This is a genomic window from Schaalia sp. ZJ405, assembly GCF_011038885.2.
Classification (GTDB): domain Bacteria; phylum Actinomycetota; class Actinomycetes; order Actinomycetales; family Actinomycetaceae; genus Pauljensenia.
The window spans coordinates 1662987-1686534 of sequence record NZ_CP064952.1 but is presented as its reverse complement, the minus strand read 5'-3'; the positions used below and the strand labels follow the sequence as shown (position 1 = coordinate 1686534).

The following is a 23548-nucleotide window of genomic DNA, read 5'->3' as shown; positions in this document are numbered from 1 at the left end:
GGTCAGACCCCCTCCCATTCTTCGTCCGTGATGTCCTCGTCCGCCTCATCGGTTTCTTCCTGCTCTGCCAATTCAATCGATCGAATACGGTCATCAAGGTCAGTCATGCGCCTTGTGATCGCCGCGAGATCCCGTGCAGGAGTGTTCGGATCATCAAACGAGTAAGCCAAGCGGGCGCGCATCGCAACGAGCACATCCTTGCTTGTACCAGTGGTTACTGCCTCGACAACAGACGGGCCAGAAGGTTCAATGTTCATTTAAGCATCTCCTCGAAGGTGGGCCCAATCAGAACGTCGGAAAAAACGTGGGGAGAGATTCCGCTATGCCGCGGGGGGTACGGGCTGGGCCGGGGGGAGGGGGTCCGCCCCCCATAGTTGAGTCTGGGTTGCTTAGCTTTGTGTCACCATGTGTCTGTTGAGGTTGTTCGTGTGACGTGTGGTGCTCTTGTTTTGGTGTTGCCGTGTTTTGGTGGCTTGTGTTTCTTGCCGTTGCCGCGTCGTTGGTTGCAGAGTCTGCATATGATGCGGACGTTGTCGAGTGTGTCTGTTCCTCCGAGGGATGCTGGGGTGATGTGGTCGACTTCGGCGCTGTTTGGTGTGCGTCCGTGTGTGTAGTCGAGTGGTGTGTGGCAGATTGGGCAGTGGGTTTGGCCGTTGGTTTGTGCTTGGTGTCGGGCTTGTTTGGCTATGTGTAGCCATTTGGTGGTGCCTGTGCGGCTGGTTGCCATGTTGGTCTCCCCTGGTGTGGGGGCATGAAAAGGACCGGCCCTGGGCTCCCACGCGGGTGGGTAGCGGAACCGGTCGTAATGTGGAGACACTTCGTCCCTACAAAGCGTTACAGTATCACATTTTCGCCACCAGGGCGTTGATTTCGGCGAGGTCGTAGCCGCGTGTGTCGCGGGTGATTTTTCCTCGGTGTACCCATAGGCGGAGGAGGCCAGCTGTAATGTTGGGGTAGATGTCGTGGATTTCTGTTGCTGTCAAGATGACGCCGGGTTTGGTGATGATCCTAGCTGCGTCTTTGCGGTAGTGGTTGAGGGTGGTCCAGGTGTGGCCTCTGGGGCATTCGAGGGGGCCTTCAGCGCCGCGTCGGGTTTGTTGTTGGGTGACTGTTTCCAGGCAGCCACGTGTGGGGCATGGGCCGATGACGCGTGGGGTATTCCCTGTCAGGCGCGCGATCCGGTCATGCAATCTGGTGAGGTCTTCGGTGAAGGCATCCCAATCATCCCAAGTGTCATGCAAGATGTCCGCGTGGGCGATGAGTTGCCCGGCGGGGTCTGGGTGCGGCGGTAGGTCTGCGCTTATGGCCCAGTCACGTGCCCAGGCTTGGAAACCCTGGTAGGTGTGAACTGCTCCCCATTGGTTGGACTGAGAAATCAGTTTTGGCTAGTGGGGGGTAGTTTTTTGAGAGCACGAAGTTCTCTGGGTCGGTTGCAGCGTGAACAGCTTGTTGAGTTGTTTGAGCAGGGTGTGGGTTACACCGCAGCAGCTCATTGGTTGGGAGTTGGTTTGTATCCGGTTAGGAAGCTTGAGCGTAGGTTTAAGCTTCATGGCAGGCTATGTCTTGTGGAGAAACCAACCAGGCAACAGTATTCCTTCGAGGTGAAGAAGGAAGTTGTTGAGCGTTTTCTAGCTGGTGAGACGAAAATGAATCTCGCGCGTGAGTTCGGACTGTCATCTGCTCAAATCATCCAGAGGTGGGTTCGCGCCTGGCGTGAAGGTGGTGACGATGCGCTTCGCCCCAAGCCGAAAGGCCGTCCGAAAGGATCTGCCAGGCCGAAGGTAGTCACTACAGAAGACAAGCTTCACCGTGAAGTGGAACGGCTACGGGCTGAAAATGCGTATCTAAAAAAATTGCGGGACTTGAGGAACCAAAGGCGCGGCTGAAGACGCAAGTTGTTGCCATCCTCAAGTCAGACCACTCGCTCAACGATCTTCTACAAGCTGCGGGCCTTGCCCGGTCGACGTACTTTTACCATCAGGCACGACTTGACCGGCCCGATCCACATGCCAAGCTTAAGAAGACCATTATGTTGATCTTTGAGAAGATGAAGCGCCGTTATGGCTACCGTCGGGTGCTGAGCGAACTGCGTAACCAAGGGTGGAAGGTCAATCACAAGCTGGTCTACAAACTCATGGATCAGATGGGACTGAAATCCAAGGTTCGCCCACGCAAGAAGTACAACTCCTTCAAAGGCCAGACCAGCCACATCGCCGAGAATCTCTTGAACCGTAACTTCATGCCCGATAAACCCAACACTGTCTGGGCCAGCGATGTCACCGAGTTTCGTGTCTGTGGCACCAAGGTCTATCTCTCACCGGTCATGGACTTATACGACCGCAGTATCCTGGCGCACGAGTTGTCTACCTCGCCGTCCACTAAGTTCACCTCAACATCGTTGAAGAATGCGATTGCTTGGCACCAACCTGGTGAAGGATTGATGGTACATACCGATCAGGGCTTCCAGTACCAGCATTCAAGCTGGCGTCAACTGATTCACTCTATCGATGGCACACAGTCGATGTCGCGCAAGGGCAATTGTTATGACAATGCGACCATAGAAAATTTCTTCGGGCATCTGAAGACCGAGATGTATCACGGCGAGCACTTCGCCAGTGTCGACGAATTTTGCCAGGCCGTTGATGACTACATCTTGTGGTACAACAACGACCGACTCCAACAACGATTTAAGGGTCTGACCCCGATGCAATACCGGAATCAGACCCTTAAAGCCCCAACCCCCTAGAATAAAACCAGTCCAACTTTCGGGGGCTAGTTCAGTGCGCACACCGTCGGGGCCGTCTTCTGGAGTGTCGAGGGTGGGGGTCAGGAGGTCTGCGAGGTCTCGCGTAACGTGTGCCCCCGCGCTGGTGATGGCCCCGCGCGGGGCAAGGAGCGTGGAGGTGACGTCGGTGAGCATGGGCATCCAGGTTTTCAGGTCATGGAGCATCCGGGCCGCGGTTTTTGGGGTTGTCACTCAAGGTCTCCCTTTTTGGTCGAACGTGTGTTCTATTTTACCGGGGTGTGGGTGTTATTCGTCGTCCCACGTGGGCGAGGGCTCTGGGTTGGCGGTGAAGCCAAGTATTCGTGGGGTGGAGTCGTGGTTGGCGTGTTCGACGAGGGCTTCTGAGCCTGTGGGCTGTGGTTGGATTTCGGGTTCGGTGGTGTTGGGGGTGATGGTGAATCCGAGGGTGAGTTGGAGCTTAATTTTCATGAGGTTGTCTGGGGGTTTGTTGCTGTTGTGAAATGGCGGTGAGCCTGTCGATTTCTTCAAGCAGCACATCAATAAAGCCGTAGGCGTTGTCTTTGAGTTGTTGTTCTGCTTCGAAACGGTCGTAGGCAGTCGTGGCGGTGATGCTGGATGCTGTGGCGTGTAGGTGCCTAATAAGATCGATGGTGGTCATTTAATGTCCTCCTCTGTCCACACGGGCCCATCAGGCACCCACGTGCCGTCACGATCATCAGCCAGTTGCATCGCGAGGAAAACAGTGTTGTCGTTGATACGGACCGCGTCGTTTCGGCTGGCTAGCCATTCGTCGATCGTCATGTTTGGATTGGTCATGTGTTGGCCTCTCTAAGGAGTGTGTCTGCGTGGCATGGTTGGTTTGGTGGGCACCAGCAGGCGAGGTCGTGTCCTTGTAGTGGTGTGAGGTCCATGTCGTGCCATGCGCACGTGTGGCAGCCTGTGTCGTATAGGAAGGCTGCGTGTTTTAGTGCCTGAGTTTTTGTGGCGAAGAATCCTTCCCATGAGAGAAGCCATTCGTTGCATGGGCCTTGTACACACCAGGCGCCGATATGCTCCCGTTCAACGACATGCGGGTTACCCCACTTGGTTCCACGCCCCACGTACACGGCTTTGTGTGGGTTGCCTTGCCCGCATGTGCAGTCGGGCATCCGCCAGCCTTTGCTGCGTTTGCGTTGGATGCGTTGTGGCATGTTCGCCTTTTCTTAGTGTTCGGGTTATCGGTCTTTGAGGGGGGTTATGGTGTTGTTCCTTTAGAAGGGTGGGTTGTTGTAGTTGAATGCGTTTTGTTGGGGCTGTTGGGCGGGCTGTTGGGCTGGCTGTGGGTCGTGTCGCCAGGGGTCGTCTTGGGTGCCGCCTGCTGGGGGTTGGTGTTGCACATACCCGGTGTTACCGGTTGGTTGGTTTTCGCGTGGGATTTTCCCGAGGAACCGGGTTGCGATGAGTTCGAGGGCGACGCCTGGTGTGCCGTCTTGGCGGGTGTATTCTTCGCGTTTGAGGGTGCCTGTGACGGTGACTTTGTCGCCTTTTCGTAGGGTGTTGGTGAGGGTTTCGGCTTGGGGTCCCCAGATGACGGCGCGGATCCATAGGTCGGCTCCTTGGTTTTCCCATTGTTGGGTGTTTTCGTTGAAGCGGCGCGGCGTAGCGCCGATGTTGAGGGTTGCGTAGGGTTTGCCGTTTTGGGTGTATTTGAGTTCGGGGTCTTGTCCGAGGTTTCCGGTGGTGGTGGTTGTTGCGCTCATGGTGGTTTCCTTCCAGGTTGTCTGTATGCGTTTCTGAGGGACTTTTAGAGGTGGGATGGTGTGTGGGTACCTTTGGGGTCTGTTTGTGCGTCCTAGCATGGCTGTGGGGCCGGATTCGGGGGTGTGAGCGTCAGGGCTTCCTTCTGAAAAGTTGAGGGATGGTGCCTTTGGTGGTCGGTAACTCTGGTGGCGGTGTGTAGCCGACGTGCTCTAAGGCAAGCTGATTGGCTTTTCCTTTGGGTACGCCGTCGCCCATGAGGCGTGCGACTTCGCGTCGCCATTTGAGCCATGCCTGAGGGTCGTCTGCTAGGCCGTCGGGTGTTGGCACGTTTTGGGACGCAGACGAGTCATGCCTGTTGGCGCGGACTTCGCGGATTGCTTCAACCGCGTAGGTCACATCGACCTGGTAGCCACGGTTGGCGGCTTTCCACTTGCGGATTGCGAGCCTTGCTGCTGGCAGCATGTCCGTTGGCGTGGCGTTAGGGCAGTCGTCGTTGATGAAGTCGGCCCATACGGTGCCTTGGTCGGGGCGTGCGTTAAGGCATCCGGCGTTGACCAGGTAGGCAACCATGTCGCCGGCGTTTGCTGGTGTGATCGTCATGGGGTTTCTCCGGTTTCGATGAGACGCAGGGCGTTGCCTTGCTGCTGGATGGTGGCGGCGTGGGCGCGGTTACGCATTTCGGTGAGCACCTGGGTTTGGTTGGGTGCTGTTTTGCGTTCCAGGTCTTCTTGCGTTCGTCGGGCCCAGTTGCGCCAGGTGGCATCCCAGTCGGCTTTGCGACCTCGTGCTCCGGCGACGCTGGTCCAGTAGTCGCGGAACTTGTCAAGTTCTGCTCTGGGGACGAGTGGGCAGTTGTTCGCGGTCCAGGCTTCGAGGTCTGGGCTTGGGGTCCAGTTTTCGGGAAGTCTGGTTCCGGTCGTCTTTGCGGAGCGCTTGCGCGACGCCGATGGTGCGTTGGTGGTGTGTTCGTCGTCGGTTTCGGTAGGGGGACCTACAGGGGGTAATAACTCTGTTCCCCTGTTCCCCTGTTCCCCTGTTCCTAAGGTGTAATTTTCATGAGGGCTCATGTAATCCTCATGAGGGACGGCTTTTTCGTTGTCAGGACGCGGAAAACGCGGCTTCGTCGGGTGTCCGATTTTCTGATGCTTTTCCCACGCGTTGATGAACAGATATGGGCGATTTTCGACGCTGTATAAGGTCACTAATTTCCTTTCAGAGAGTCTCATGAGGCCCTCATGAATTCTTCTGAAAGATTCTGTAAATTCGTCGAGTGGGAACAGGCTCGCCTGAATCAGTTGTTCCTCGCCGCGTCCCACACCGTTGTCGTCGACGTAGGACCACAGGCCGATGAATAGCAGGCGGTCTTCGATAGGAAGGCTTGAAATGTCTGGTGAGGTCCAGAATTCGGGTTTAATTGTCCTGATTCTCATGCCGACGATCCCTCCTGACCGACTGGTTGTTTTCTTGTGGGTTTTTCGCTGACAGGCACCTGTGCGGCACGCGGTTTTCCCACGGGATAGGGGACCATGCACCACACCAGGGACACACATGACCGCGTATACGCGGATACGGCGGCTTCCTCATCAAAACACCACCCCCTGGCGTATCACCGTGACGCGCACACCCGGTCCCGACGGCTCTCCAAAAGGGTTTGGGGGCTTGCTTGGTGTCGTCTTTGCCCAACGTTTCGACGAATACCAGCCGATAATCCGAGAATCCTCAGCCAGGACCCCACCCTTGCATGCCAGCGCGTCACCAACGGCGCGCTGGAGTTTATCCAGGTCTGGTTTTGTTGCTGCTTGGTCCTTGAATTTCGGGTTTTTTGGGCGTGGAAGATAAAAGTCGGCAATAACGATCACCGGCTCATCTAATGGGAACGACCATCCTTCTTTCCCAGCGGCGAGAACAGCGATGTCGCATATTTTATGCCTCCACCCGTTTAGCCGGGGATTGTCGTGCGTGATCCGTGGTTTCCCAGACCGTGTTTTCCCTACATACTTCGTGGACCCTTCAGGTACTGGAACTCCTGGAACAAAGAATTGTATTTGCCCGCTCATGGTTGCTCGTCTTCAACGATTTCCGCGTCCACAACATCCCCGTCATTTTCAACAGGTCGTAACGGGTCTGGGAAACTATTAACAATCGCCTTAAGCTCAGCCAAAACCTTTTCTAAATCCTCGCTCGGCAAGTCACGAACAAACGCGGTTTTCCCCGTCACGCGACGCACCAACGCTTTGACGGCATCGGGTTTGAGTTGGAGGTACTCCACGACCTTGTAAATGGACTCGACCAGGCGTTGACGGTCCTGGTCATCACCGTCTTGAGCTGGGGCCTGCGGGGTGGAGACGGGAGTGTGCTCCACCTGAGGGTGGTCCGTGTTATGGGGTGGTTGTGACCGGTCCACACTCACAACATTCCCATCCTCATCCACATCAGCCCCCAGCTCCTCAGGCGCGTAAATCAACCCAAATAACGCGTCGGAGGCTCCCTGGCGACACACCTCCGTGATCGCCCGAGACCTCAGCATCTGCATGGGGTACTGCGTCCACGGGCCTTTACGTCCCCACAACCCCGCTTCGGTGGCTTTTTGTGGAGTCCACGTAACCGTGAACATAAAATCAGGATCATCACGACGAATCAGGATCGCAGTCACCCGGTCACCTTCTTCACGGACCCTAAGCGTGTGCCCAGCCCTACGCACCACAGCAGCCATGAGATCAGCCGACATCGTTGCCTTACCGTTAATCACCGCGATACCCTGCAAGGCTTGAATAGGTGGAATCCCCAACGCCGCACCGGTTTCAATCGCGACCAACACATTTGCGGGTTGACGTTGAAAATGCGAAGGAATCAACCCAGACCCAGCAAGAACCTGCGCGTAATTCATCCTCGCTTTAATCGCGTCCGGGGCCATTGACAATACAATCTCGTTGGATGTCATTGTGCATCACCATCAACCAAGGTCGCAGCTTCCAACAAAGCGGCGGATGTGATGAACTCTGCGAGTAGGCGGGTTGATTGGTCTTGCGTTTGGGACACCCGAAGCGAGGGCTTACGCTCAACCAGCGTGTCTTCTAAACCGTCGGGCATTTCCCCGCCAGCATCCTCAACAATCGCCCGTAGATTATCCTTGCCCGTGAACCACTCAGGGAACTCAACCGACGGCCTCCCGTGATGGTCAATACCATGAGCCTCACACCACCTGGCGAAAGCTACCGGGTCAGACACCACAAGCCCCCCAACAAACGACGGCTTTGACAAGCTCACGGTCGCAACCGCGTCCCCATCATCAGTGGTTGCGATCAACCGTTCACCTGGGGTCATGGCTGTTTCTGCCAAATAAGTTCTCGCCTGAGACTCTGCTTCCCGTATGCGGTCTTTAATGAGCTTCGCTACGGCCAGCGTCCGCAGAGCCATTGTTGTGTTCGCCCGCGATAAACGCGGTAGCTTTTTATCATTCATTTTCAGGTCCTTTTTCTTGTGGATTGTTTTTCGATACGTGTCTCCCGAGGCTATTAAAACCTCTCGCCCGCGGTGTTAACCCACCCCAAATCCCAAACGGTTCGTCGCTGTCAATCGCCCACTGACGACACTGGATACGCACCGGGCATTGAAGGCAAATCGCGATGGCCTCTAGGGCTTGATGTTTTTCCGCTAGGGTTGGAAACCACCTATCCGAGTCGACATACGTTGCGCACAACGCACGGTCTGTGACCGATGCCGGTGGGAGCTTCGTGAAATTCACCCCTCGCCCCTTCCATTCCTTCTTATTTGTCTGCGTAAAACTCATACAACCAGTCAGGGTTTTCCACAGGCCCATCCTCGTCGAGAATGTCCACAGGGTCGGGCTCCTCGTAATAGAAGCCCTCCCGATACAGGCCGTTCATTTCCGACCACCCCCGCTTTGGTATTGGGCCTGGTTTTCACGCGCGGCAATCGTCAACTCATCCGCCATCACCAACGCCTCCTCGCAGGCAAGCGTCAAAGGGAACACGCCCTTAGGGGTGTGGATTTTGATGCACACCTGATCCTCCAGGTCGCTGTGGATGTTGATGACGTTTTCGCTCCAATAATCAACAATCACCAGTCCGACTCCGTTTCCAATTCGTCACGAACATCGGTGTTCCTAAGCTCCGCCCGCAGGTACTTGGTTTTGTCTTGTATCTCGATGACCCGCCGTCGCATCTGGGAGAGACGATCAGAGAGAAGATTCCCCCGGGGTATTGAATTGTGGGCATCGCCAAGTTCTTCCCGTACCTCGTCAAAGAGAGAAATCGTGTTGTTAACGAAACCCATAGCGTTTCTTATACAGGTCTCGATGCGGGCGACTTCTGCGTCGGTGAGTTCGTTCATCGCTGGTTCTCCTTCGCTTCGACCCAAATCATCCGCACACCCTGGGCATAAAGGAGACACGCGATGACAACCGCAAAACCGAGCGGGACCGCCTCAGCTGACGCAACAAGCCAACCGGCGAGAACAAAAACATATGCACCAACAGCCCGGGCGCTCATGAAACATCGCCCCCTCGTTCAGGCTCCACGAAGGTTCGGATCAGCCGATCAACCGCCCCCGAGTGATAGTTTTCGTGAGCACGCGCAAGCTCAATAAAGGCTTTAAGAACCAGGCGACGACGCTCAACTTCTTCATCAAAGGCACTGGGCCAGTCTTCATCGGAAGAAATGATCTTTTCAAGGTCCTCCAACGTTCCCAACCAGCAGCCGATTTTTACCCTCCAACCCCCTCTAGTGGGGTAGAAAAATACGTCCACGGATGGGGTGGAGTTGACACAAAGGCAGTACCAGTTCGTCCCCGTTAGGTGCGCGTAAGCTAAATTCGCGTCTTCCAAGTTCGCATCGCTCAGGTTCGCACCGCTCAGATTCGCACCTCGCAGATCCGCATAGCTCAGGTCAGCCTTTTGTAGCCTCGCGCCTAGCAGATTTGCTTTGAATAGGTATGTATTTTGTAGCTTCACGCCTTGTAGATTTGCGTTGGCCAGGTCTGTATAAGACATATCCGCATAGCGAAGGTCCGCACCGCTCAGGTTCGCGCCTCGCAGATCCGCATAGCGAAGGTCCGCATTACTCAGGTCCATGTATCGCAGATCCACATAGCGAAGGTCCGCGTTTTGCAAGTCTGGTTGCCCACCATTTTTGCGAGCCAGATTAACGATCTGAAAAACATCCTCCCGATTCACCGTCGTCACCTCTTTTCCTACGGTGCTCATCGGTCACCCACCGCCTTGACGGGCGATAGTGGAAGTTGTTCCACCACTTCAATTGCCAGCGACGCGATGAGTGCAACATCGTTTGGTGCAACGCGTTCAGCTGTCGTGAATGTGCCTCGTAGGTGTTTCCGGATTCGGCTGATAACTGACCATTCGAGGTCGATTCGTGCGCTGGTTCCAACCGGGGGGATCGTGATGCCCTGTGGTTGGGTTTGGGGTTTGCTGCACGAGGGGCATGTGAGTGTTTCTGTGGTGAATTTGCCGCATGTGGGGCAGTGAGGGCGCGTGTTTCGGCGTGTGTAGGTATGCTTGGGCATGTCTCCTCCTAAGGGGGACCGAGGCCCGGGCTGCCGCTGTTCCGCTAAGAAAAGACGGCAGTCCGGGTTTTCTTCTAACTCATCTGTAGTCATGGTGACTACATGAGGGAAATTAGCATCATGCGGGCAGCTTTGCAACCCACCTGACTGTGTTAGCGGGAAGTTTTCCCAATCAGTCGATAAATGTTGTTCCGATGCATCCCAGCAGCATCTGCGATCTCTTGCCGAGGAACCCCAGAATCCATCGCAGCTTGGACTGCCGCAGCTCGTTCTGCCGCAGCTCGTTCTGCCGCTTCGGACGCAGCTCGACTCTCCTCGCTGGTCCTCTTGACCTCCGCGAGTAGTCGGCGTTTCTCCTGCTCGTCCACAAACATCACCCCAAATACTACCGACAACACACATCACCCATCCCCACTTTCCCCACGATGCCTACCGCGCCCATCGAAAAGCACATAGATCGCATGATCATCCCGTCGCCTTTCGCCCCGATGCTTCGGCTGGTAATCTTGGTTTTGCATTGGTAACCCTCCTTTGGGTTGTCTGACCCCTACCCGGATGCCCCCTGGTAGGGGTCGGTTTTTATTTGTGAGCGTCGATGTTCGTCAACGCCTTTCCGAGCCTTTGAGGCTCAAGCGAAGTCAGTGGAATCAAAATCGGTGAGGTCTGGGACAATCCGGCTTTCCTAGCTCCCCGGATCGTGCCGCTCGAGATGTACCTACGAATGGTTCTTGCGCTTTTCCCGAGAATCACGGCTGCCTCATCAATCGAGACGTAACGTTGTTCGATGACCATCTCGCAGCCTCCCTAGTTCTTCTTCGGTTGCTTTCCTCGTCTCGACCGGCCAGTCGTAGCCGTCGTCGATAATCACGCCGCATCACGCCAAAAAATCTTCGGGGTCAAACACGCGATCATCCTCATAATCAGCTCGGACGCGCTCTTCAAGAAGCCGAGTCGAACCGTGGAGAATCAACGTCAAATCACGAACCCGATAGTCGTAACGACCGATCCGGACCCTGCGCCACACAAGGTCATGACCTTTCTCCTCAGACAGATACCCACCCTTCTTGTGGGAATACACCCTGCCGTCAGGAGCAACGAGATACGCGGGGTCATGCGGGAAAGCAACGTGGGTAGTGAGGTCAGGCAGCATCAGTGTCTCCTTCAATGTCTGCTGGGGTGATAGTCACGCCGAAATGACGGGCTAAGGCATCAAGGCCCTTAGGGGTGACTCGGATTGTGTGTGCGGCGTGCTCAACGCCGGTGTGCTGGTCACGCCAAGTCGTGGGGCGCAAACGCAGGAGTCCTCGGTCTGAAGCGGTTTGGTAAACCCGCCAGTGGCGGTGGCCTTTGGGCTTGTAAATCCATTTCAACGCTTCGAGGGTGGCGTGCAGGCGGTTTCTCCCGGTCTTGGCCCCAGCACGGTTTAACGCTTGCGCGGCCTGAGTAACTGAGTAGTCGCCCTCAGCGTTGAGGAAGTTGTCGAACTGGCGGGCTTTGGGCGCAAGCTCCACGACCTTGGTTTCTGCTGTGATGGCGCGTTGCTGTGCGGCGGCAAGTGTGGCTTGGGCTTCGATGAGTGCTCGGGCCATGAGTTCAGGTCCGGTGAGTTCGACGAGGGGGTTGCCGTAGGAGCCGGTTTTACGAATCGTGGGGAGAACCTCGTGCGTTACCCAACGCTTGAATGCCTTAGCCTCAGGCTTGCGGCTTCCCAGGATGAGGGAGTAAAGACCGGCCTCAGAGACAACGTTGAGGTCGTGACCCTCATTTGAAATGAGGGTACGCTCGTCATCGTCCAGACGAGTCATAGCCTGCGACGGGTTCCCGATTTCCAGGATGCGTGCCACATCGGCTGCGACGAACCACGGTTGTCCATCAGCTCCCGTGAGAACTCGGACGCTGCTACCCTTGTAGTTGAAGGGCATCAACTCGTTCATGGGTGTTCCTTTCTTCTAGTCCCAGCTGAGGCGATCAGCTGGGACTGCTGTTTTCTGCTGATGTTCCTATCGAGTTGGTAGATAACCCTCACGGATCAGTGCCTTCTGCTGGATCAAAAGAACTGAGCATGCCTTAGTGGTCAGCTTGGGGGTGAGGTTCTTACGTCCAGCCTCGATGTTTGAGAGGTAAGGTCGACTAATCCCGAGTTCGTGGGCTAGTTCTTCGACGGTGAATCCGCGTAGTTCGCGGATGGTTCGGAGTGTTACTCCAATGCGCTCACGTTCCGCTTCGTTTCCGTTCATGGGAACGACTGTAGCGGAAAGTTTTCCGATATGCACACTGTTTGAGGGGAACGGAAACGGATAGCTTAATTACATCGTTGCAATTCTGCTGAAAGATGCCGGAAAATAGGATCAAAATGTTTCCGTTTTCCCTTGCGATTACGGCGTGTCTTGTCGTACAGTCCGAACCATGCAGATGTCGAACGCAGAGCAACTAGCCGCATACGTGCGCGATGCGAGGACAAAATGTGGGTTCCACACTCAAAAAGCACTCGCAGCCGCTATAGGGGTTACGCCCAAGACGATCCAGAACATTGAGAACGCGAGCAGAACAGCGTATGCATCAGCAACGCTCGCCGCGCTTGATGATGCGCTCGGCTGGGAAACAGGATCCTCTGAAGGCATCCTATCTAAAGGTGACAAACCCAAAGAAGCTACGAGTCCTGGCGGCCCTAAGCATGTCACTCGCGTAGTGCGTCAGCGCATGCTGGAACTGGGAATTTCAGACGCAGCAAAACTCGCAGAAGCTGCGGGTGTCCCTGAATCGGTAGTGGATCAAATACTGTCAGGATTACTTCCTAAAAACGTTAGTGATCAGCATGCGGTTGAGCTTGCTTTGCAGTGGGAGCCAGATGCATTCCCAAGACTCCTCTTAGGATACGAACCCCGAAAGTTCCCAGGAGATATCGCTAGCGAAGCGGGATGTCCTATTACCGCAGGGGTTGCTGAGACAGTAGCAGCAGCCAGAAAAGTTGCTCAAGCGATGTCCGCTGCTTCCAGCTTCTCCTTCGAGCCAATCCAATCATTAGACGTGCGATCTAAGATGTTCGCGATTGCTTGGTTGCTTGGGAGCCAAGTGAATGACTTTGACCTGTTGAACGGGCGCCAGTATCAATCGATCCTCCGCACACTTGAAACCAGCTTCAAAAATGAGGTTGACCGCATGCAAATGGAGGATCCGCGGTATGCGACTGAACCAACACCATCGGGTTTTACGCGTGCAGAAATAGATTCTGAACTTAGCAGGGGAGCGGCTGATGCTGGTGATGCAATCAGACGGCTTGGAAGACGTCTAGCGAATCAAGCCTTCGACCTCATCCCCGGTGATGCCGTTGAGGAGGAGTCGTTGCCGGACTTCACCAAGCTCGCCGCCCGCCGCGTCACCAACCGCCCGCAGTACGACCAAACACACGCCCACGACACAGTGGGCGAAGAAAACCAAGACATCGAAAATCTGGAGGTGTAGACCATGCCACAACACACCATGCTCATAGCACGTGGTCGACTCCATCCACGCGGGCAAAGGGAAGCTGAAAGAACATGGATCAACGTTAATCAACTCAATGACGGATTAAGGTTCATCAACCTCATCGAATCAGCATGGAGGACCGCCCAAGCTGAAGAACTTAAACCCGCCACGCAGGACCGGTCGTGGGAGCTCTGTGACCCGCAGTGGATTGACGGTAATATTCTCATCCTCAAAGCGCACATCGGCTACCGCGGTGAACCGGGAGATCTCCATAATGAAGCAACTGGGGAATCTGTCGATGATGAAGACGGTAACTACATCAAGCGCGGGCGGCTACGAATCGTCGTCGCTCAAAATGAAGGGTCACCCACGACCACATACTTCTTCATCGAGTCTTCTCATCAAGGACACCTCTTCATTGACCTCAAAATGTTGATACGGAAAGCCTTGAAGTGTCTCCCCTCGAAGCTGACTTTCGAAGCTCCATATGTACTTTTCTCGGATGACTGGTTCCGAGGTGCAGAGCTCACCAAAGCCACTATCATCAGAACCTCTCCGGCGCGAGACCTAGAAGAATTCTCAGAGGGGCGCGGAATAGAATACGAGCAACGCCACACCTTGCAACCTAAAGGTCGTAAAATCAAGTTTTTCGCCCACAAGACCCGCGATAATCTTTCCAAGAAAAAAGTCCGAGAAATGCTCGAACTCAAAGACCCTCCAGATGGTCAAGAAGATCAACTCCAAGCCACCTTCTATCGTGATGGTCGCGAGAAGACCATGACAGTCGGTGAGGAAAGAACGCCAACGATACGTGAAGTACTGTCAAAGGCAGGTGACCCGCCAATCTCCGACGAGGAGTTTGTCCGGCGTGCAAGAGGTTGGCTGAAGGACTTCCTTAGCCAGGATGGTGACCGATAGAATCGAACTGGTGTTCCTATAGGGGGTGACTAGTTTGAGCTCGAAATTCGATGTCAGAGGCATCGTCAAAGACCATGTGGCCGCTACATTACAAACGAATGAGGGTAAAACCTCAATCGGCAACGCCGCTTGCCTCTATGGGATACCGCTCCTAAGTGCCGTTGCGAGTGGCATCTGGTTGACGTCGGTTCCGGGTGAGCTCCTTACGGTGATCTCGATCCTTGCTGGCCTGTCATTCGCTCTTGCGGTTTTCGTTTTCGAGCTGCGCATTACGGCTGAGCAGAAATTCAAACGCGAGTCCTACGTGCTCACTCTCATTGATCGTTTGTATAAGAACGTTCTCTATTCCGTCCTTATTGGGATCCTGAGTGTTGTCTTAGGTGTGCTCGTTCCAGGCAGCTCTGGAACGGTGATGTCTCGTTTATTCGTTGGCTTGTGTGTAGGTGTATCGTGCCATTACGTTCTCGTTCTGGTTGTTGTCTTGCGAACCTTGCAAGCTGCCTATAGAGAGATGGCAATCGGATAGGTGGTGCGGTACTCGTATAAATCGCTGCCGCAGTTGCCTATGGCCCCCTATACCCTTTACTGCATGTGGCATCCGTGGCGGGCGCTCCGCGAGCGCACAGACCTTGCTCTCGTGTGGACGAACAATCTCCCTATGGGGGTGCTTGGGGTCACCGATGGTCAGCGCATCTACATGACCCCACGCCAGCTTCAAGCTGAGCGTCGGTGCACGCTCACCCATGAGCTTGTGCATGTGGAGCGTGGGCATGAAGGCTGTCAGCCGGTGGCGGTAGAACGGCAGGTGTGCGTGGAAGCGGCGCGGCGGTTGATTGAGATTGACTCTCTCGTGGACGCGGTTGTGTGGGGGAGGAGTCCAGAAGAGATAGCGGATGAACTATGGGTGGATGTCGATACACTCCTAGTGAGGCTTGATTCGCTGACCGAGAGGGAGCGCATCCTCGTGAATGAGGCGCTTGCTGCACGGGACGGCGTGGGGGACTAGGGGTGGTGATAACCGGCGCTAATCACAGCCAGAAGAGCAAAACGGTACCACAGCGGTACCAAATGCTAACAGCACTTATTTTTCCGCGTCATACCGCCATCTAGGGATATTCCCCCCATCTCCACTCCAGGGGGAAGTGTCGAACTCTCGCTTTCGAGCGTAGGTTCGCACTTCCTCCGCTCTGTTTCCGCTGATGAGGGCTTCTTCGAGGTCTTCGTATTCGATTGGCCCTGCGCTGTCGTGGTAGTAGGACACGATGATGATCTGCTCATGTCCGATGTAGATTTTGTCGATGAAGTACTCAAAGAGTTGGTCGCGGGTCTCGGGTGTGTCGATCCTGGCCTGGGCGAATCTCTTGTAGAAGGTCCCGATGGATGCCTCGTCCTCGTAGAGTGTGGCCTTGACGTGCTCGGCCTGGATGGCGGCGTCGAGCTCTTGTTTCTGTGCCTCCAGGGCGTTCATTGCTTCAGCTGTGCTGGCGTTGAAAATGCCCTGGGAGATCGCTTTGACGAAGTTGGCGAGCTTTGCCTCCACGTCCGTGCGTCGAGCTTCGAGTGCCTTGAGGATCTCGTCTCCGCGTCCGTGGGTTTTCTTGTAGTGGTCGGCGAGGTCTACTGCGAGCGAGGCGAGTTCTTCAGTATCTGCGAGGAAGGATTCGATGATCTCAACGATTCGCAGCTCGATTTCGTCCTTGCGGACGCGTTTGGCCGAGCACTTCTTCTTTCTTTGGTTGAGGCAGGAGTAGTAGCGGTAGGTTCTGCCGGTCTTCGAGGTGCCGCTCACGCCATCCATAGGGCTGCCACACGTGAGGCAGTAGGTCCTTCCTGTGAGCCAGTAGTCGGGTGCGTCGTCGCCCAGGGCTGCGAGCTCGGCTTTGGTTTTCGCGCCGCGACGTTTGTTGATGGCGAATCTGCGCTGGACTTCATTGAAGATCTCATCCTCAACGAGACGAGGCATCCCACCATCGATAACGTGCCCGCCGTAGGAGTATTCACCGATGTAGGCGCGGTTCTTGAGGAGCTTGTTGAGGTTCTTGGGCGTAAACCTGTACCCGCGCGTGGTGCGGATGCCCTGGGCGTTGAGCCGGTCGGCGATCTTCTGCATTGACACACCTGAGGCGTAATCGTTGAAGATCTGTGTGACGATGGGAGCCGTCTCAGGGTCGTGGATGTAGCGTTTGTCTGTGTCCACGGTGAAGCCGAAGATCTTGTGTCCGTTGCTTAGGGCACGCTCTGCGTTGTAGCGCTGGCCTCTGCGGATGTTGGCCGAGAGTTGTAGTGAGTAGTATTCAGCGAACGCGTCAGCGATGCCTTCCATGAGCACAGAATCAGGGGAGTCAGTGGGGGAGATGCCCTCGATGTAGTGGATGCGAGCCCCAGCAGCTCTGATGGCTTGTTTAGCGAGCAACAGTTCTGCGCGGTCACGTGCCAGCCTGTCGTTCTTCCACACGGCAACGTATGCGGGTTTGATCTTCGGTAGCTCACGGAGCATCAACTGATATCCAGGCCTGTCAGCGTTCGTACCGGTCTTAGCCGCGTCCTCGTACTCGTTCACTACGACGAGGCCTTGAGCCTTGGCCCAACGCTGCACCATCTCACGCTGCTGTTCGATACTCGCTTCGTTCTGTGAGGAGGACGAGTACCTGTAATAGGCAACAACTATCTGGTTGTCGTTGTACTCAGGGGGTAACTTCATGCCATCACCACCTCTACGGCTTGTATCTGTTCGATAACTGTCGAGTTTACCCGTGAGGAACTGGTGTGTGTGAGGCGGTGTTAGATTTTAATACCCTTCCTACGTCACCAACGTCTGAAGAAGTCTTCACGAAGCTTCTTTGCTAGCCACCATACGATACTTGTGAATACTGCGACTGCGCTGAGGGTAGCTACAGCTATGAGAGCCTTGGCCCACCAGATGTCCGTATTCATGAAGCTTGCCCACGCCCAACCTAGAAGTGGTCCAAAGCCGAGGGTGTGGAAGACACCCATAGTTAGACCTCCAACCACCAGGAGTACCACTGCTAGTGGTATCAGTGCGAGGCAGAGCCTACCTACGACGGTCCATGTCATACGCCCTTCCAGGTCTTTGAGGTGGCGTTCAGCGCGGTCAATCCTAAAGACGAGGTCCTTGGTTTCATCAAGGACCTTTTCAACCTTCTTAGAGGCCTCAGAGACCTTCTGAGTACCGATTTCGGCGACACGTTGCTCGAAGCCTTCCAATGTGCGCTCAACACGCTGGACGGGGGCTTGCACGGCTTGGGATAGTTTCTTGTCGAGTAGTCCACCGACATGCTGATTGACTTTGTCGTAGTTGAATTTGATTGTCCTGCCATCACCTACGGTCTTCGTTAGGCTATCCAAGCTCGAAGTCGTCGTCTCTAGCTTGCTGCTGAGCTGCTTCATCATCGAGTACGAGTCGAGATCGGAGCGCTTCACGGTGCTTCCGTCGGGCAGCTTCACTGCGCCGCTGGCGCTCAGCTGCTTGGCGATTTCTGCGAGCGTCTTCTCGATCTCGCTGAGCCTGTTCCTCGTCTCGTTGTCGAGCTGCGTTGGCGAGTGCTGCTCGGGCAGCTGCGAGATCGACTTGGTCAAGCGCTTCATTTCGGCGCTTTGTGTCTCGTCCATCGACCTGAGGAAGCCGCTCACTTTGTTCAAGGCTGTTGTGAGTTGCTTTGTCTGTTGTTCGACGGCTTCGAGGCGTGAAGTCAAGACTATTAATATTTCCGAGGTCTCTTGTTCTTTGAGTTTGTCCAGAGCGCTCATGTCGCTCCTCCTTAATGTTTTTCTTGTGAAAGTCGAAGATTTCTTCAACCTTGGCTCTCATGAAGTCATCACACAGGGACGATGCTTTACGCCGTCCCCATTTACCGTTATCGAGTCGTCTCATGGAGTAGGTCCAACCGTCGCGGTCAGTAACACGCAGCCGTACCTCGTGCTCAGCGAGCACCCGTTCGAACGCTTCACGGTCAACCGAGCGCGCATCGAGTAGCGCTTCGTAGATCTTGTCTCCGAGGATCTGCTCGAAGCCCCCGTCCTTAAAAGCTCCTCGACGCAGATCCCAATCTGCTTTGGGTTGCTGCGGGTCAGGGAGCACTTGACAACCTTCATCACTCATGAGCTCGTCGTTAACCTGACGTAGCCCCCGTGACCACGACCTACACCGAGACAGTGCCTTGCCTGTGAGCTTGTCGTAATTGACCATGTAGATGTGGTTGTGGAGATGACCACCAGCGCTATCAGTGTGTGTGACGACAAGGAAGTCTGCACTGTTCATCCGCCTGGCAAGCTTCACACCGAGCTCGTGCACACGCTTTACGTGCTCGGGGTTGTTCACGTCGAACTCCTCGGGGGAGAAGTTCTGAGTGTAGGTGTACATCTCGTTCTTGCGATGGAACGTTGATGAGACCTGCTCTGCTCGTTGGACGATGTCCTCGGGGGAGTCGAGCGTGCACGAGAGCAGCACCGCACGTGTGGTGCCGTCCTTCTCGTGCTGCGTGCGTTGCTCGCCCGTGCCGAGCAGCGCGTAGGTGACGGCTGATCGTGCACTCGTCGTGGGCTGCACGTTGACGGTGCTCACAACGCCACCTCGTCTCTCAGCAGCGTGCGCACCTCAGCAAAGGCAGCGAGAACCTCAACAAGGATCTTCTCGTCAACCACGCTACCCGTGCGCACGACTTGGTTGAGGTTCACCCCGACGCGGCGAACCTGCTCAACCGCCCGAGCAAGCTCGGGTGAGGGTCTGGGTACTGACGCTTGCGCTGCCAGTACCTCGACCTCATGGCGTCGCTCGTCCAGCGCGTCTCGCAGGACGGCTCTCGCCCATGTGCTCGGCTTGACACCGAGCACCCTCGCACGACGCTTGATGGCGTCGTGCTCCTTACGTGTCACCCTCACGTCAAGATGAGCAGTGAGGCTTCCACGCTCGCCTACCCCCGGTATTACCGTCTTCGTCGGTGGGGCAGCCTCAATCACCCTTCTACCCCCAGCGCTAACGTCCTGTGTGGTGTAGAAGGGTGTGGTGCCAGCAGGCGCATTGTCGGACATCGGGAGCAAGCTCCCGTGTCCTCCATATGCGTGCTGGCCCCCGTCCTCGGTCGCTACGCTCCCTGCGGGCGAGGGAGAAGACACCACCTGTTTCACAGCAACAGAGGTGGTGTCCAAGAGCGGTGCAACACTCTGTGTTGTGTGTTGCCCCTTGTGAGTCGCACCAGCAGAGGTCGTCTTGATGACATACGTCATTACTGACTACCTCCACCACTCTCAGAGTCGGCGACTTTCTGCTTGCGCCGTGCACGTGCTGAGCGTGCACGCTCAGCACGTTGGTTTCGCTCTTGTTCGATCAACCTCAAGGCATGATCGCTGTATTGGGCAAAGAGATCGGGTTCGTGTTTTGCAAGTAAACGAGAGACCCGTATCAGGATCTCTTGCTCTTCTTTAGCGGCTTGCTCACGCAGTCGGCGTAGTTGCGCCGCGTGCTTTTTCTTCGCCTCACTGATGAGCAGGTCGATGTTCTTTTTTTCTTTCATAATTTTCTCCTTGATATATGTTTCAACCGTTACTTTTCATTGAAAGGGTCGTCGAGAAGCATCTTCTCGACGTAAGGACTTATAGCGTCAAGATCCACATCAATTTGGCGCTCTGCCTTTGACCTTGCGTGGTTCCAAAACCTCTCCTTTGGACGAGGCAAACCAAACCTCTCAAAGGCATCGAGACGTTCGGCCAAGGAGCGGTCACACCCGAGCCACGGGATGTCGATCACGCCCTGACGGTGCGCAATGACGATACCTTTGCTGATGTGATCAAGACGCTCTGCCTCGTCAGCTTGATCGTCTTCGTTGAGTAAGGCCTCAAGCCGATCGAAGTAGTCATTCCATTGCTCGCGTGTTCGCCTCACAGGGGAGCGTTGCCACACGGGCTCACCTAACTCGTCGTCCCAAATCTTCAAGCCCCGGTCGACAGACCTACCTAGCTCGCACTCCTCAGGTGTGTTCCACGGGACTGTTTTCACATGCGCAACCTCGAAGACCTCGTCACCAACCATCACCATGTTGGCCGTCATTCCGTCTGGCACCGGGCGGCGCTTCCGATCAAATTCGATGGTCTGCTGTTTGTGAACAACGACAGGCGAAAAGTCCTGACGATTGTTAACTCGGGTTAGTTCTTGTATCGAAGGGAAGACCTTCATCGTCACAGGTAGAGCACCGTTACGAGAAACCATCAGGTTGTACATATAGTCACGGTCGGCCTGACTGTCCGCTTCAATGCTCTCAGGCAGCTTGTAACCACCGTGAGCCAAAACACCTGTCGGCTGGCGGGAAAAGTTGGCACGGGTGGTGACATTCAGCAGGTCAGTTTGAGTGTGTTTCTCCTCCCACATGCCCCGAAAACCCGTCAGTGCCTCACGGCTTTCACGCCACATGTCTGACAGCCCGAACAAATCGAGACCATCAACAACGTCAAAAGGGGCGTCTGTGATGAAACCATCTGTCGTGCAACTCGGCGTCGAGTATCCGAGGTCATGCAGCTGGTTGAGAATCGCTAGCAGCACCGCACGAGGGAGGGACGTGGTCATGGAGGCGTGCCACGGGGATGTGATCGCCGAACCACCCACCTCGTCGCGCTCCTGCGCCCACGCGTCCCACCCACGCTGACCCATGACGCCCTGAGCGAGCTTGCCGTAGGGAGAGTTGGCCATCAGCTTGAGGACGGTCTGCTGAAAGGACTTCTTGCCGAACTCCTTCTTCGCGCGACCCCTGTCGTCTAACAATGTCTTGTAGGGTCGACGAAGCAAACGAGATGGCGTGTCGTCTTCAAGTCGCAGCGTACGCCCGAAGTGCCCTATCTGGCACTTGACGCGGGCACCCAGCTTCAAGGCAAGCCAGACCTCAGGGGCCATAGACCACACCCCACGAGCACCACCCGATGACAGGGGGTACACCATAGAACCCTCAACAGGGACAGGAAGACAGGGGAAGGCCACAGAATCAGGAAAGTCGAAACTGACGAAGCCGACGAACGGCGTGAGCGGACCACCCTCGGCGAAGTGAGCCAGTGAAAGATCAACGTTGTTGACGGTGTTAAGGATGACGCCCTCAGGGTGCAGATAATCGACATCCCAGATTGTCGAGCTCGCCGTCGGATAACAAGACTGAAGGTCAAAGTCATGGGTCGTCTGCTCAAATAGGCCCAGCTCAGCGCTCATGTTGTAGCCGCCCCGGAAGGCAAGTGCGCAGGCGTGGATCCACGTTGCAGCGGCACCGTCCAAGGGCTGTAATTCACGCTGTCGGTAATAGGCGAGTTGGTTCTCAACGCTCGTGGTGGCCTCGCTTGTCTTAGTAACTTTCTCCAAACCACCAAACACGCTATTGAAGAGGCTGTTCGACGCGTTTTCTGCGCCTCTCTCAATAAGTTCTGTGGTGATCATGCCCCTGACCGCACGCGCCGCAGCCGTTGGCAGCGTCAGAGCGACTTCCTGGGCCTCGCCGTACATCTGAGTGACGTACTCGAGGGCGATCACGGCGTCGTTGGACGCGTAGTCAAGGTACTCGACGGGATGCTTGGCAAGGTACTCGTCCATCCTGCTGATCCAGCCGTCTGGGACATCCAACTTAGGTACCCCAACGGCCTCGCCCAGCTCAGATAGCTTCGAGGCGCCCGACTGCGCCATCGTGTCGCGAATCGAGATCAAGACCGGGCGTGCCCAACGCTTGTTCTCACCGGGGAGAACCCACTCAACAGGCTTGGGTGAAACCATTCCAGCACTGGCAGAAATCACCGCACGCAAGATGTCTGGTTCCCTGTAGTCGAGACGACGATTCCTGTACCCGGAGTAGCCAGCGTTCTTACTGCGAGCCTTCTTGTTCTTGCGCTCTGGATAGGAGGCATCCCAGGTGTTGAGCATCTTCACCGGGTCAACAAAAGTAGTGAGGTCAGCGTTCTGAAAGTGAGCCACTAGCGTGATGGGCAGCGCGTGAGCGTTCTTGCTCTTCTTGCGGAACCACCTCTGGCGATGGAACTTGCCATTCTCATCCGTGACGTCTCTAACGGGTACACCCTTGCTAGTCCACCCTTCAGCCAGCGGATGTTCGTGCAGACCGAGCGACACTATCGCAAGCTCCAACGCCTTGCCAAAAGACAGGCGGGCAACCCGAAAACCACGAGGACCGTCGTAAGGAACAGGCAAAATCACAGCCAGCCGCAGCCGGTCATGATCGGTCGGGTCGATAACAGCGAACTGGTAGGAGACGATGCGGCGCGTGACTTTCTCGCTCTCGCCAACCCACCCGCGCTCAGAATCGAAAAAATCTGCACTAACAAATTCAGTGTCAAATCCGATGACGATCGAGCCTTTGCCAGACCGCATCCCCACCACAGACTCATATGACCCGAAACCGCCTGCCGTGCGGGTGGCGGTGCGTTCAACCGACCTACTCAACACAGCAAACTTAGCGGGGTGTTTTCTCGACGTCACCGTGTCTAAAAAATAACCCACACTCCACCCCAACGGCGGCAACGGCGGCAATGGGGTTACCCCATATAGTGTTGCCGCCGTTGATAGATTTTGTTGCTCTACCAATGGTTTAATAAAAACGCGCTGTCCCGATAAGGTCTTATTTGGACGCGAGACCCCTTTTTCAACACACTTTTCGGGACAGTTTTTTACACCCGTCTGAGAGGTGACAAGAGCACTCATCGCACACCCCCAAGAGCATCACGCAAACGCAAGATTTGATCGTCTGTGAGACGAGGTGCATCCTTAACGAGAGCCTCTACATGCAACTCCCGAGTGTCTGCATAAATAGGTTGAACTAAAGTATTGAGGTCTTCCCTTAGAACCTTAATGCGCTTACCTGTTTTATATGCAGGTAACTTTCCCAGCGTGATCCAACGCCTGAGGGTTGAATAGGCGCCATACCCCTCGGCAACGGCTTCCTGTAAAGTAAGAAAATGTGTCCTTTCGGACGGCGGAGAATAACTTGTCATAACGTCTCCAAGACATAATTAACCTGTCCGGAGAGGGGTGTTTTCCCGGTGAATATCTGGGCGGTCTGATCTTACCGTGCACTACTCACTAGCGGTTACCCGCCATTGCCTTACAGGAGCGCTAACTCCCTGCCCAGCCTCTTAACTTAT

At 55.4% G+C, this 23548-nt stretch carries 34 protein-coding genes and 1 pseudogene; 5 read left to right on the top strand and 30 right to left on the bottom strand.

All coding sequences use genetic code 11. The features are described from left to right. Positions 1–2: 2 nt before the first annotated feature. From G7Y41_RS07050 to G7Y41_RS07040, 3 genes are all read right to left on the bottom strand, one after another. Positions 3–257 (bottom strand): hypothetical protein, encoded by a 255-nt coding sequence (locus G7Y41_RS07050; RefSeq protein WP_165315833.1) that lies wholly within the window; start codon positions 255–257, stop codon positions 3–5. Between the two features lie 143 nt (positions 258–400). Further along, a complete protein-coding gene (locus tag G7Y41_RS10275; protein WP_165315832.1) occupies positions 401–727 on the bottom strand; it encodes an HNH endonuclease in 327 nt (108 codons plus the stop codon). Positions 728–842: 115 nt separating this feature from the next. Next, a complete protein-coding gene (locus G7Y41_RS07040) occupies positions 843–1241 on the bottom strand; it encodes a hypothetical protein (protein WP_165315831.1) in 399 nt (132 codons plus the stop codon). A 208-nt stretch (positions 1242–1449) separates the two neighbouring features. Here G7Y41_RS07040 and G7Y41_RS07035 point away from each other — a divergent pair. Continuing rightward, a pseudogene (locus G7Y41_RS07035) lies at positions 1450–2746 on the top strand (IS3 family transposase). Between the two features lie 285 nt (positions 2747–3031). Here the strand turns inward: G7Y41_RS07035 and G7Y41_RS07030 are convergent. From G7Y41_RS07030 to G7Y41_RS06935, 20 genes are all read right to left on the bottom strand, one after another. Beyond that, on the bottom strand, positions 3032–3214 hold the full coding sequence (locus tag G7Y41_RS07030) for a hypothetical protein (protein ID WP_165316453.1): 183 nt from the start codon (positions 3212–3214) through the stop codon (positions 3032–3034). After that, positions 3204–3404, bottom strand: a complete 201-nt coding sequence (locus tag G7Y41_RS07025; protein ID WP_165316452.1) for a hypothetical protein — start codon at positions 3402–3404, stop codon at positions 3204–3206. The genes G7Y41_RS07030 and G7Y41_RS07025 overlap by 11 nt, the downstream gene beginning before the upstream one ends. Further along, on the bottom strand, positions 3401–3562 hold the full coding sequence (locus G7Y41_RS07020; protein WP_165316451.1) for a hypothetical protein: 162 nt from the start codon (positions 3560–3562) through the stop codon (positions 3401–3403). The genes G7Y41_RS07025 and G7Y41_RS07020 overlap by 4 nt, the downstream gene beginning before the upstream one ends. Continuing rightward, positions 3559–3936 (bottom strand): DUF4326 domain-containing protein, encoded by a 378-nt coding sequence (locus tag G7Y41_RS10270; RefSeq protein ID WP_165316450.1) that lies wholly within the window; start codon positions 3934–3936, stop codon positions 3559–3561. Before G7Y41_RS10270 ends, G7Y41_RS07020 begins: the two co-directional genes overlap by 4 nt. A gap of 60 nt (positions 3937–3996) precedes the next feature. Next, on the bottom strand, positions 3997–4485 hold the full coding sequence (locus G7Y41_RS07010) for a single-stranded DNA-binding protein (RefSeq protein ID WP_165316449.1): 489 nt from the start codon (positions 4483–4485) through the stop codon (positions 3997–3999). Positions 4486–4615: 130 nt separating this feature from the next. Next, complete coding sequence (locus G7Y41_RS07005; protein ID WP_165316448.1) at positions 4616–5086, bottom strand: hypothetical protein; 471 nt, start codon at positions 5084–5086, stop codon at positions 4616–4618. Continuing rightward, positions 5083–5916, bottom strand: a complete 834-nt coding sequence (locus G7Y41_RS07000) for a hypothetical protein (RefSeq protein ID WP_165316447.1) — start codon at positions 5914–5916, stop codon at positions 5083–5085. The genes G7Y41_RS07005 and G7Y41_RS07000 overlap by 4 nt, the downstream gene beginning before the upstream one ends. A gap of 153 nt (positions 5917–6069) precedes the next feature. After that, complete coding sequence (locus G7Y41_RS06995) at positions 6070–6543, bottom strand: RusA family crossover junction endodeoxyribonuclease (protein ID WP_165316446.1); 474 nt, start codon at positions 6541–6543, stop codon at positions 6070–6072. Then, entirely contained in the window at positions 6540–7427 is an 888-nt protein-coding gene (locus G7Y41_RS06990; RefSeq protein WP_196819486.1) for a hypothetical protein, read from the bottom strand. The genes G7Y41_RS06995 and G7Y41_RS06990 overlap by 4 nt, the downstream gene beginning before the upstream one ends. Continuing rightward, positions 7424–7948 carry a hypothetical protein gene (locus tag G7Y41_RS06985; protein WP_165316462.1) on the bottom strand — a complete coding sequence of 175 codons (525 nt, stop codon included), beginning with the start codon at positions 7946–7948 and terminating at the stop codon, positions 7424–7426. The genes G7Y41_RS06990 and G7Y41_RS06985 overlap by 4 nt, the downstream gene beginning before the upstream one ends. Continuing rightward, positions 7941–8276: a WhiB family transcriptional regulator gene (locus tag G7Y41_RS10265; protein WP_165316463.1), complete on the bottom strand. Its 336-nt coding sequence runs from the start codon at positions 8274–8276 to the stop codon at positions 7941–7943. The genes G7Y41_RS06985 and G7Y41_RS10265 overlap by 8 nt, the downstream gene beginning before the upstream one ends. A gap of 93 nt (positions 8277–8369) precedes the next feature. Continuing rightward, positions 8370–8570 carry a hypothetical protein gene (locus G7Y41_RS06975; protein ID WP_196819484.1) on the bottom strand — a complete coding sequence of 67 codons (201 nt, stop codon included), beginning with the start codon at positions 8568–8570 and terminating at the stop codon, positions 8370–8372. Next, the gene (locus G7Y41_RS06970; RefSeq protein WP_196819483.1) at positions 8567–8839 is read right to left on the bottom strand and encodes a hypothetical protein; all 273 of its coding nucleotides are present in this window, start codon (positions 8837–8839) and stop codon (positions 8567–8569) included. The genes G7Y41_RS06975 and G7Y41_RS06970 overlap by 4 nt, the downstream gene beginning before the upstream one ends. Next, positions 8836–8997, bottom strand: coding sequence for a hypothetical protein (locus G7Y41_RS06965; protein ID WP_165316458.1), 162 nt, complete (start codon positions 8995–8997; stop codon positions 8836–8838). Before G7Y41_RS06965 ends, G7Y41_RS06970 begins: the two co-directional genes overlap by 4 nt. Then, positions 8994–9710 (bottom strand): pentapeptide repeat-containing protein, encoded by a 717-nt coding sequence (locus G7Y41_RS06960; RefSeq protein ID WP_165316457.1) that lies wholly within the window; start codon positions 9708–9710, stop codon positions 8994–8996. Before G7Y41_RS06960 ends, G7Y41_RS06965 begins: the two co-directional genes overlap by 4 nt. A 469-nt stretch (positions 9711–10179) precedes the next feature. Next, entirely contained in the window at positions 10180–10401 is a 222-nt protein-coding gene (locus G7Y41_RS06955; protein ID WP_165316460.1) for a hypothetical protein, read from the bottom strand. A 205-nt stretch (positions 10402–10606) separates the two neighbouring features. Continuing rightward, positions 10607–10819: a helix-turn-helix domain-containing protein gene (locus G7Y41_RS10260; RefSeq protein WP_165316456.1), complete on the bottom strand. Its 213-nt coding sequence runs from the start codon at positions 10817–10819 to the stop codon at positions 10607–10609. 82 nt (positions 10820–10901) lie between these two features. Then, on the bottom strand, positions 10902–11177 hold the full coding sequence (locus G7Y41_RS06945) for a hypothetical protein (RefSeq protein WP_196819482.1): 276 nt from the start codon (positions 11175–11177) through the stop codon (positions 10902–10904). Beyond that, complete coding sequence (locus tag G7Y41_RS06940; RefSeq protein WP_196819481.1) at positions 11167–11961, bottom strand: phage antirepressor; 795 nt, start codon at positions 11959–11961, stop codon at positions 11167–11169. The genes G7Y41_RS06945 and G7Y41_RS06940 overlap by 11 nt, the downstream gene beginning before the upstream one ends. A 66-nt stretch (positions 11962–12027) precedes the next feature. Beyond that, positions 12028–12264, bottom strand: a complete 237-nt coding sequence (locus tag G7Y41_RS06935) for a helix-turn-helix domain-containing protein (RefSeq protein ID WP_165315981.1) — start codon at positions 12262–12264, stop codon at positions 12028–12030. 169 nt (positions 12265–12433) lie between these two features. Between G7Y41_RS06935 and G7Y41_RS06930 the strand changes: the two genes are divergently transcribed. From G7Y41_RS06930 to G7Y41_RS06915, 4 genes are all read left to right on the top strand, one after another. Then, the gene (locus G7Y41_RS06930) at positions 12434–13489 is read left to right on the top strand and encodes a helix-turn-helix domain-containing protein (RefSeq protein ID WP_165315982.1); all 1056 of its coding nucleotides are present in this window, start codon (positions 12434–12436) and stop codon (positions 13487–13489) included. Positions 13490–13492: 3 nt separating this feature from the next. Further along, entirely contained in the window at positions 13493–14410 is a 918-nt protein-coding gene (locus tag G7Y41_RS06925) for a hypothetical protein (RefSeq protein ID WP_165315983.1), read from the top strand. A gap of 34 nt (positions 14411–14444) precedes the next feature. Beyond that, positions 14445–14936 (top strand): hypothetical protein, encoded by a 492-nt coding sequence (locus G7Y41_RS06920; RefSeq protein WP_165315984.1) that lies wholly within the window; start codon positions 14445–14447, stop codon positions 14934–14936. Positions 14937–14999: 63 nt separating this feature from the next. Further along, complete coding sequence (locus G7Y41_RS06915) at positions 15000–15416, top strand: ImmA/IrrE family metallo-endopeptidase (RefSeq protein WP_165315985.1); 417 nt, start codon at positions 15000–15002, stop codon at positions 15414–15416. A 75-nt stretch (positions 15417–15491) separates the two neighbouring features. Here G7Y41_RS06915 and G7Y41_RS06910 read toward each other — a convergent pair whose 3' ends face one another. From G7Y41_RS06910 to G7Y41_RS06880, 7 genes are all read right to left on the bottom strand, one after another. Further along, complete coding sequence (locus G7Y41_RS06910; RefSeq protein ID WP_165315986.1) at positions 15492–17111, bottom strand: recombinase family protein; 1620 nt, start codon at positions 17109–17111, stop codon at positions 15492–15494. Between the two features lie 104 nt (positions 17112–17215). Next, a complete protein-coding gene (locus G7Y41_RS06905) occupies positions 17216–17821 on the bottom strand; it encodes a hypothetical protein (protein ID WP_196819480.1) in 606 nt (201 codons plus the stop codon). Further along, the gene (locus G7Y41_RS06900; protein WP_165315988.1) at positions 17769–18992 is read right to left on the bottom strand and encodes a relaxase/mobilization nuclease domain-containing protein; all 1224 of its coding nucleotides are present in this window, start codon (positions 18990–18992) and stop codon (positions 17769–17771) included. Before G7Y41_RS06900 ends, G7Y41_RS06905 begins: the two co-directional genes overlap by 53 nt. After that, on the bottom strand, positions 18989–19459 hold the full coding sequence (locus G7Y41_RS06895; protein WP_442984205.1) for a plasmid mobilization protein: 471 nt from the start codon (positions 19457–19459) through the stop codon (positions 18989–18991). Before G7Y41_RS06895 ends, G7Y41_RS06900 begins: the two co-directional genes overlap by 4 nt. Positions 19460–19653: 194 nt before the next feature. Continuing rightward, complete coding sequence (locus G7Y41_RS06890; protein WP_165315989.1) at positions 19654–19941, bottom strand: hypothetical protein; 288 nt, start codon at positions 19939–19941, stop codon at positions 19654–19656. Between the two features lie 29 nt (positions 19942–19970). After that, the gene (locus G7Y41_RS06885) at positions 19971–22850 is read right to left on the bottom strand and encodes a hypothetical protein (RefSeq protein ID WP_196819478.1); all 2880 of its coding nucleotides are present in this window, start codon (positions 22848–22850) and stop codon (positions 19971–19973) included. A 254-nt stretch (positions 22851–23104) separates the two neighbouring features. Continuing rightward, a complete protein-coding gene (locus tag G7Y41_RS06880; protein ID WP_165315990.1) occupies positions 23105–23398 on the bottom strand; it encodes a helix-turn-helix domain-containing protein in 294 nt (97 codons plus the stop codon). Between the last annotated feature and the right edge of the window lie 150 nt (positions 23399–23548).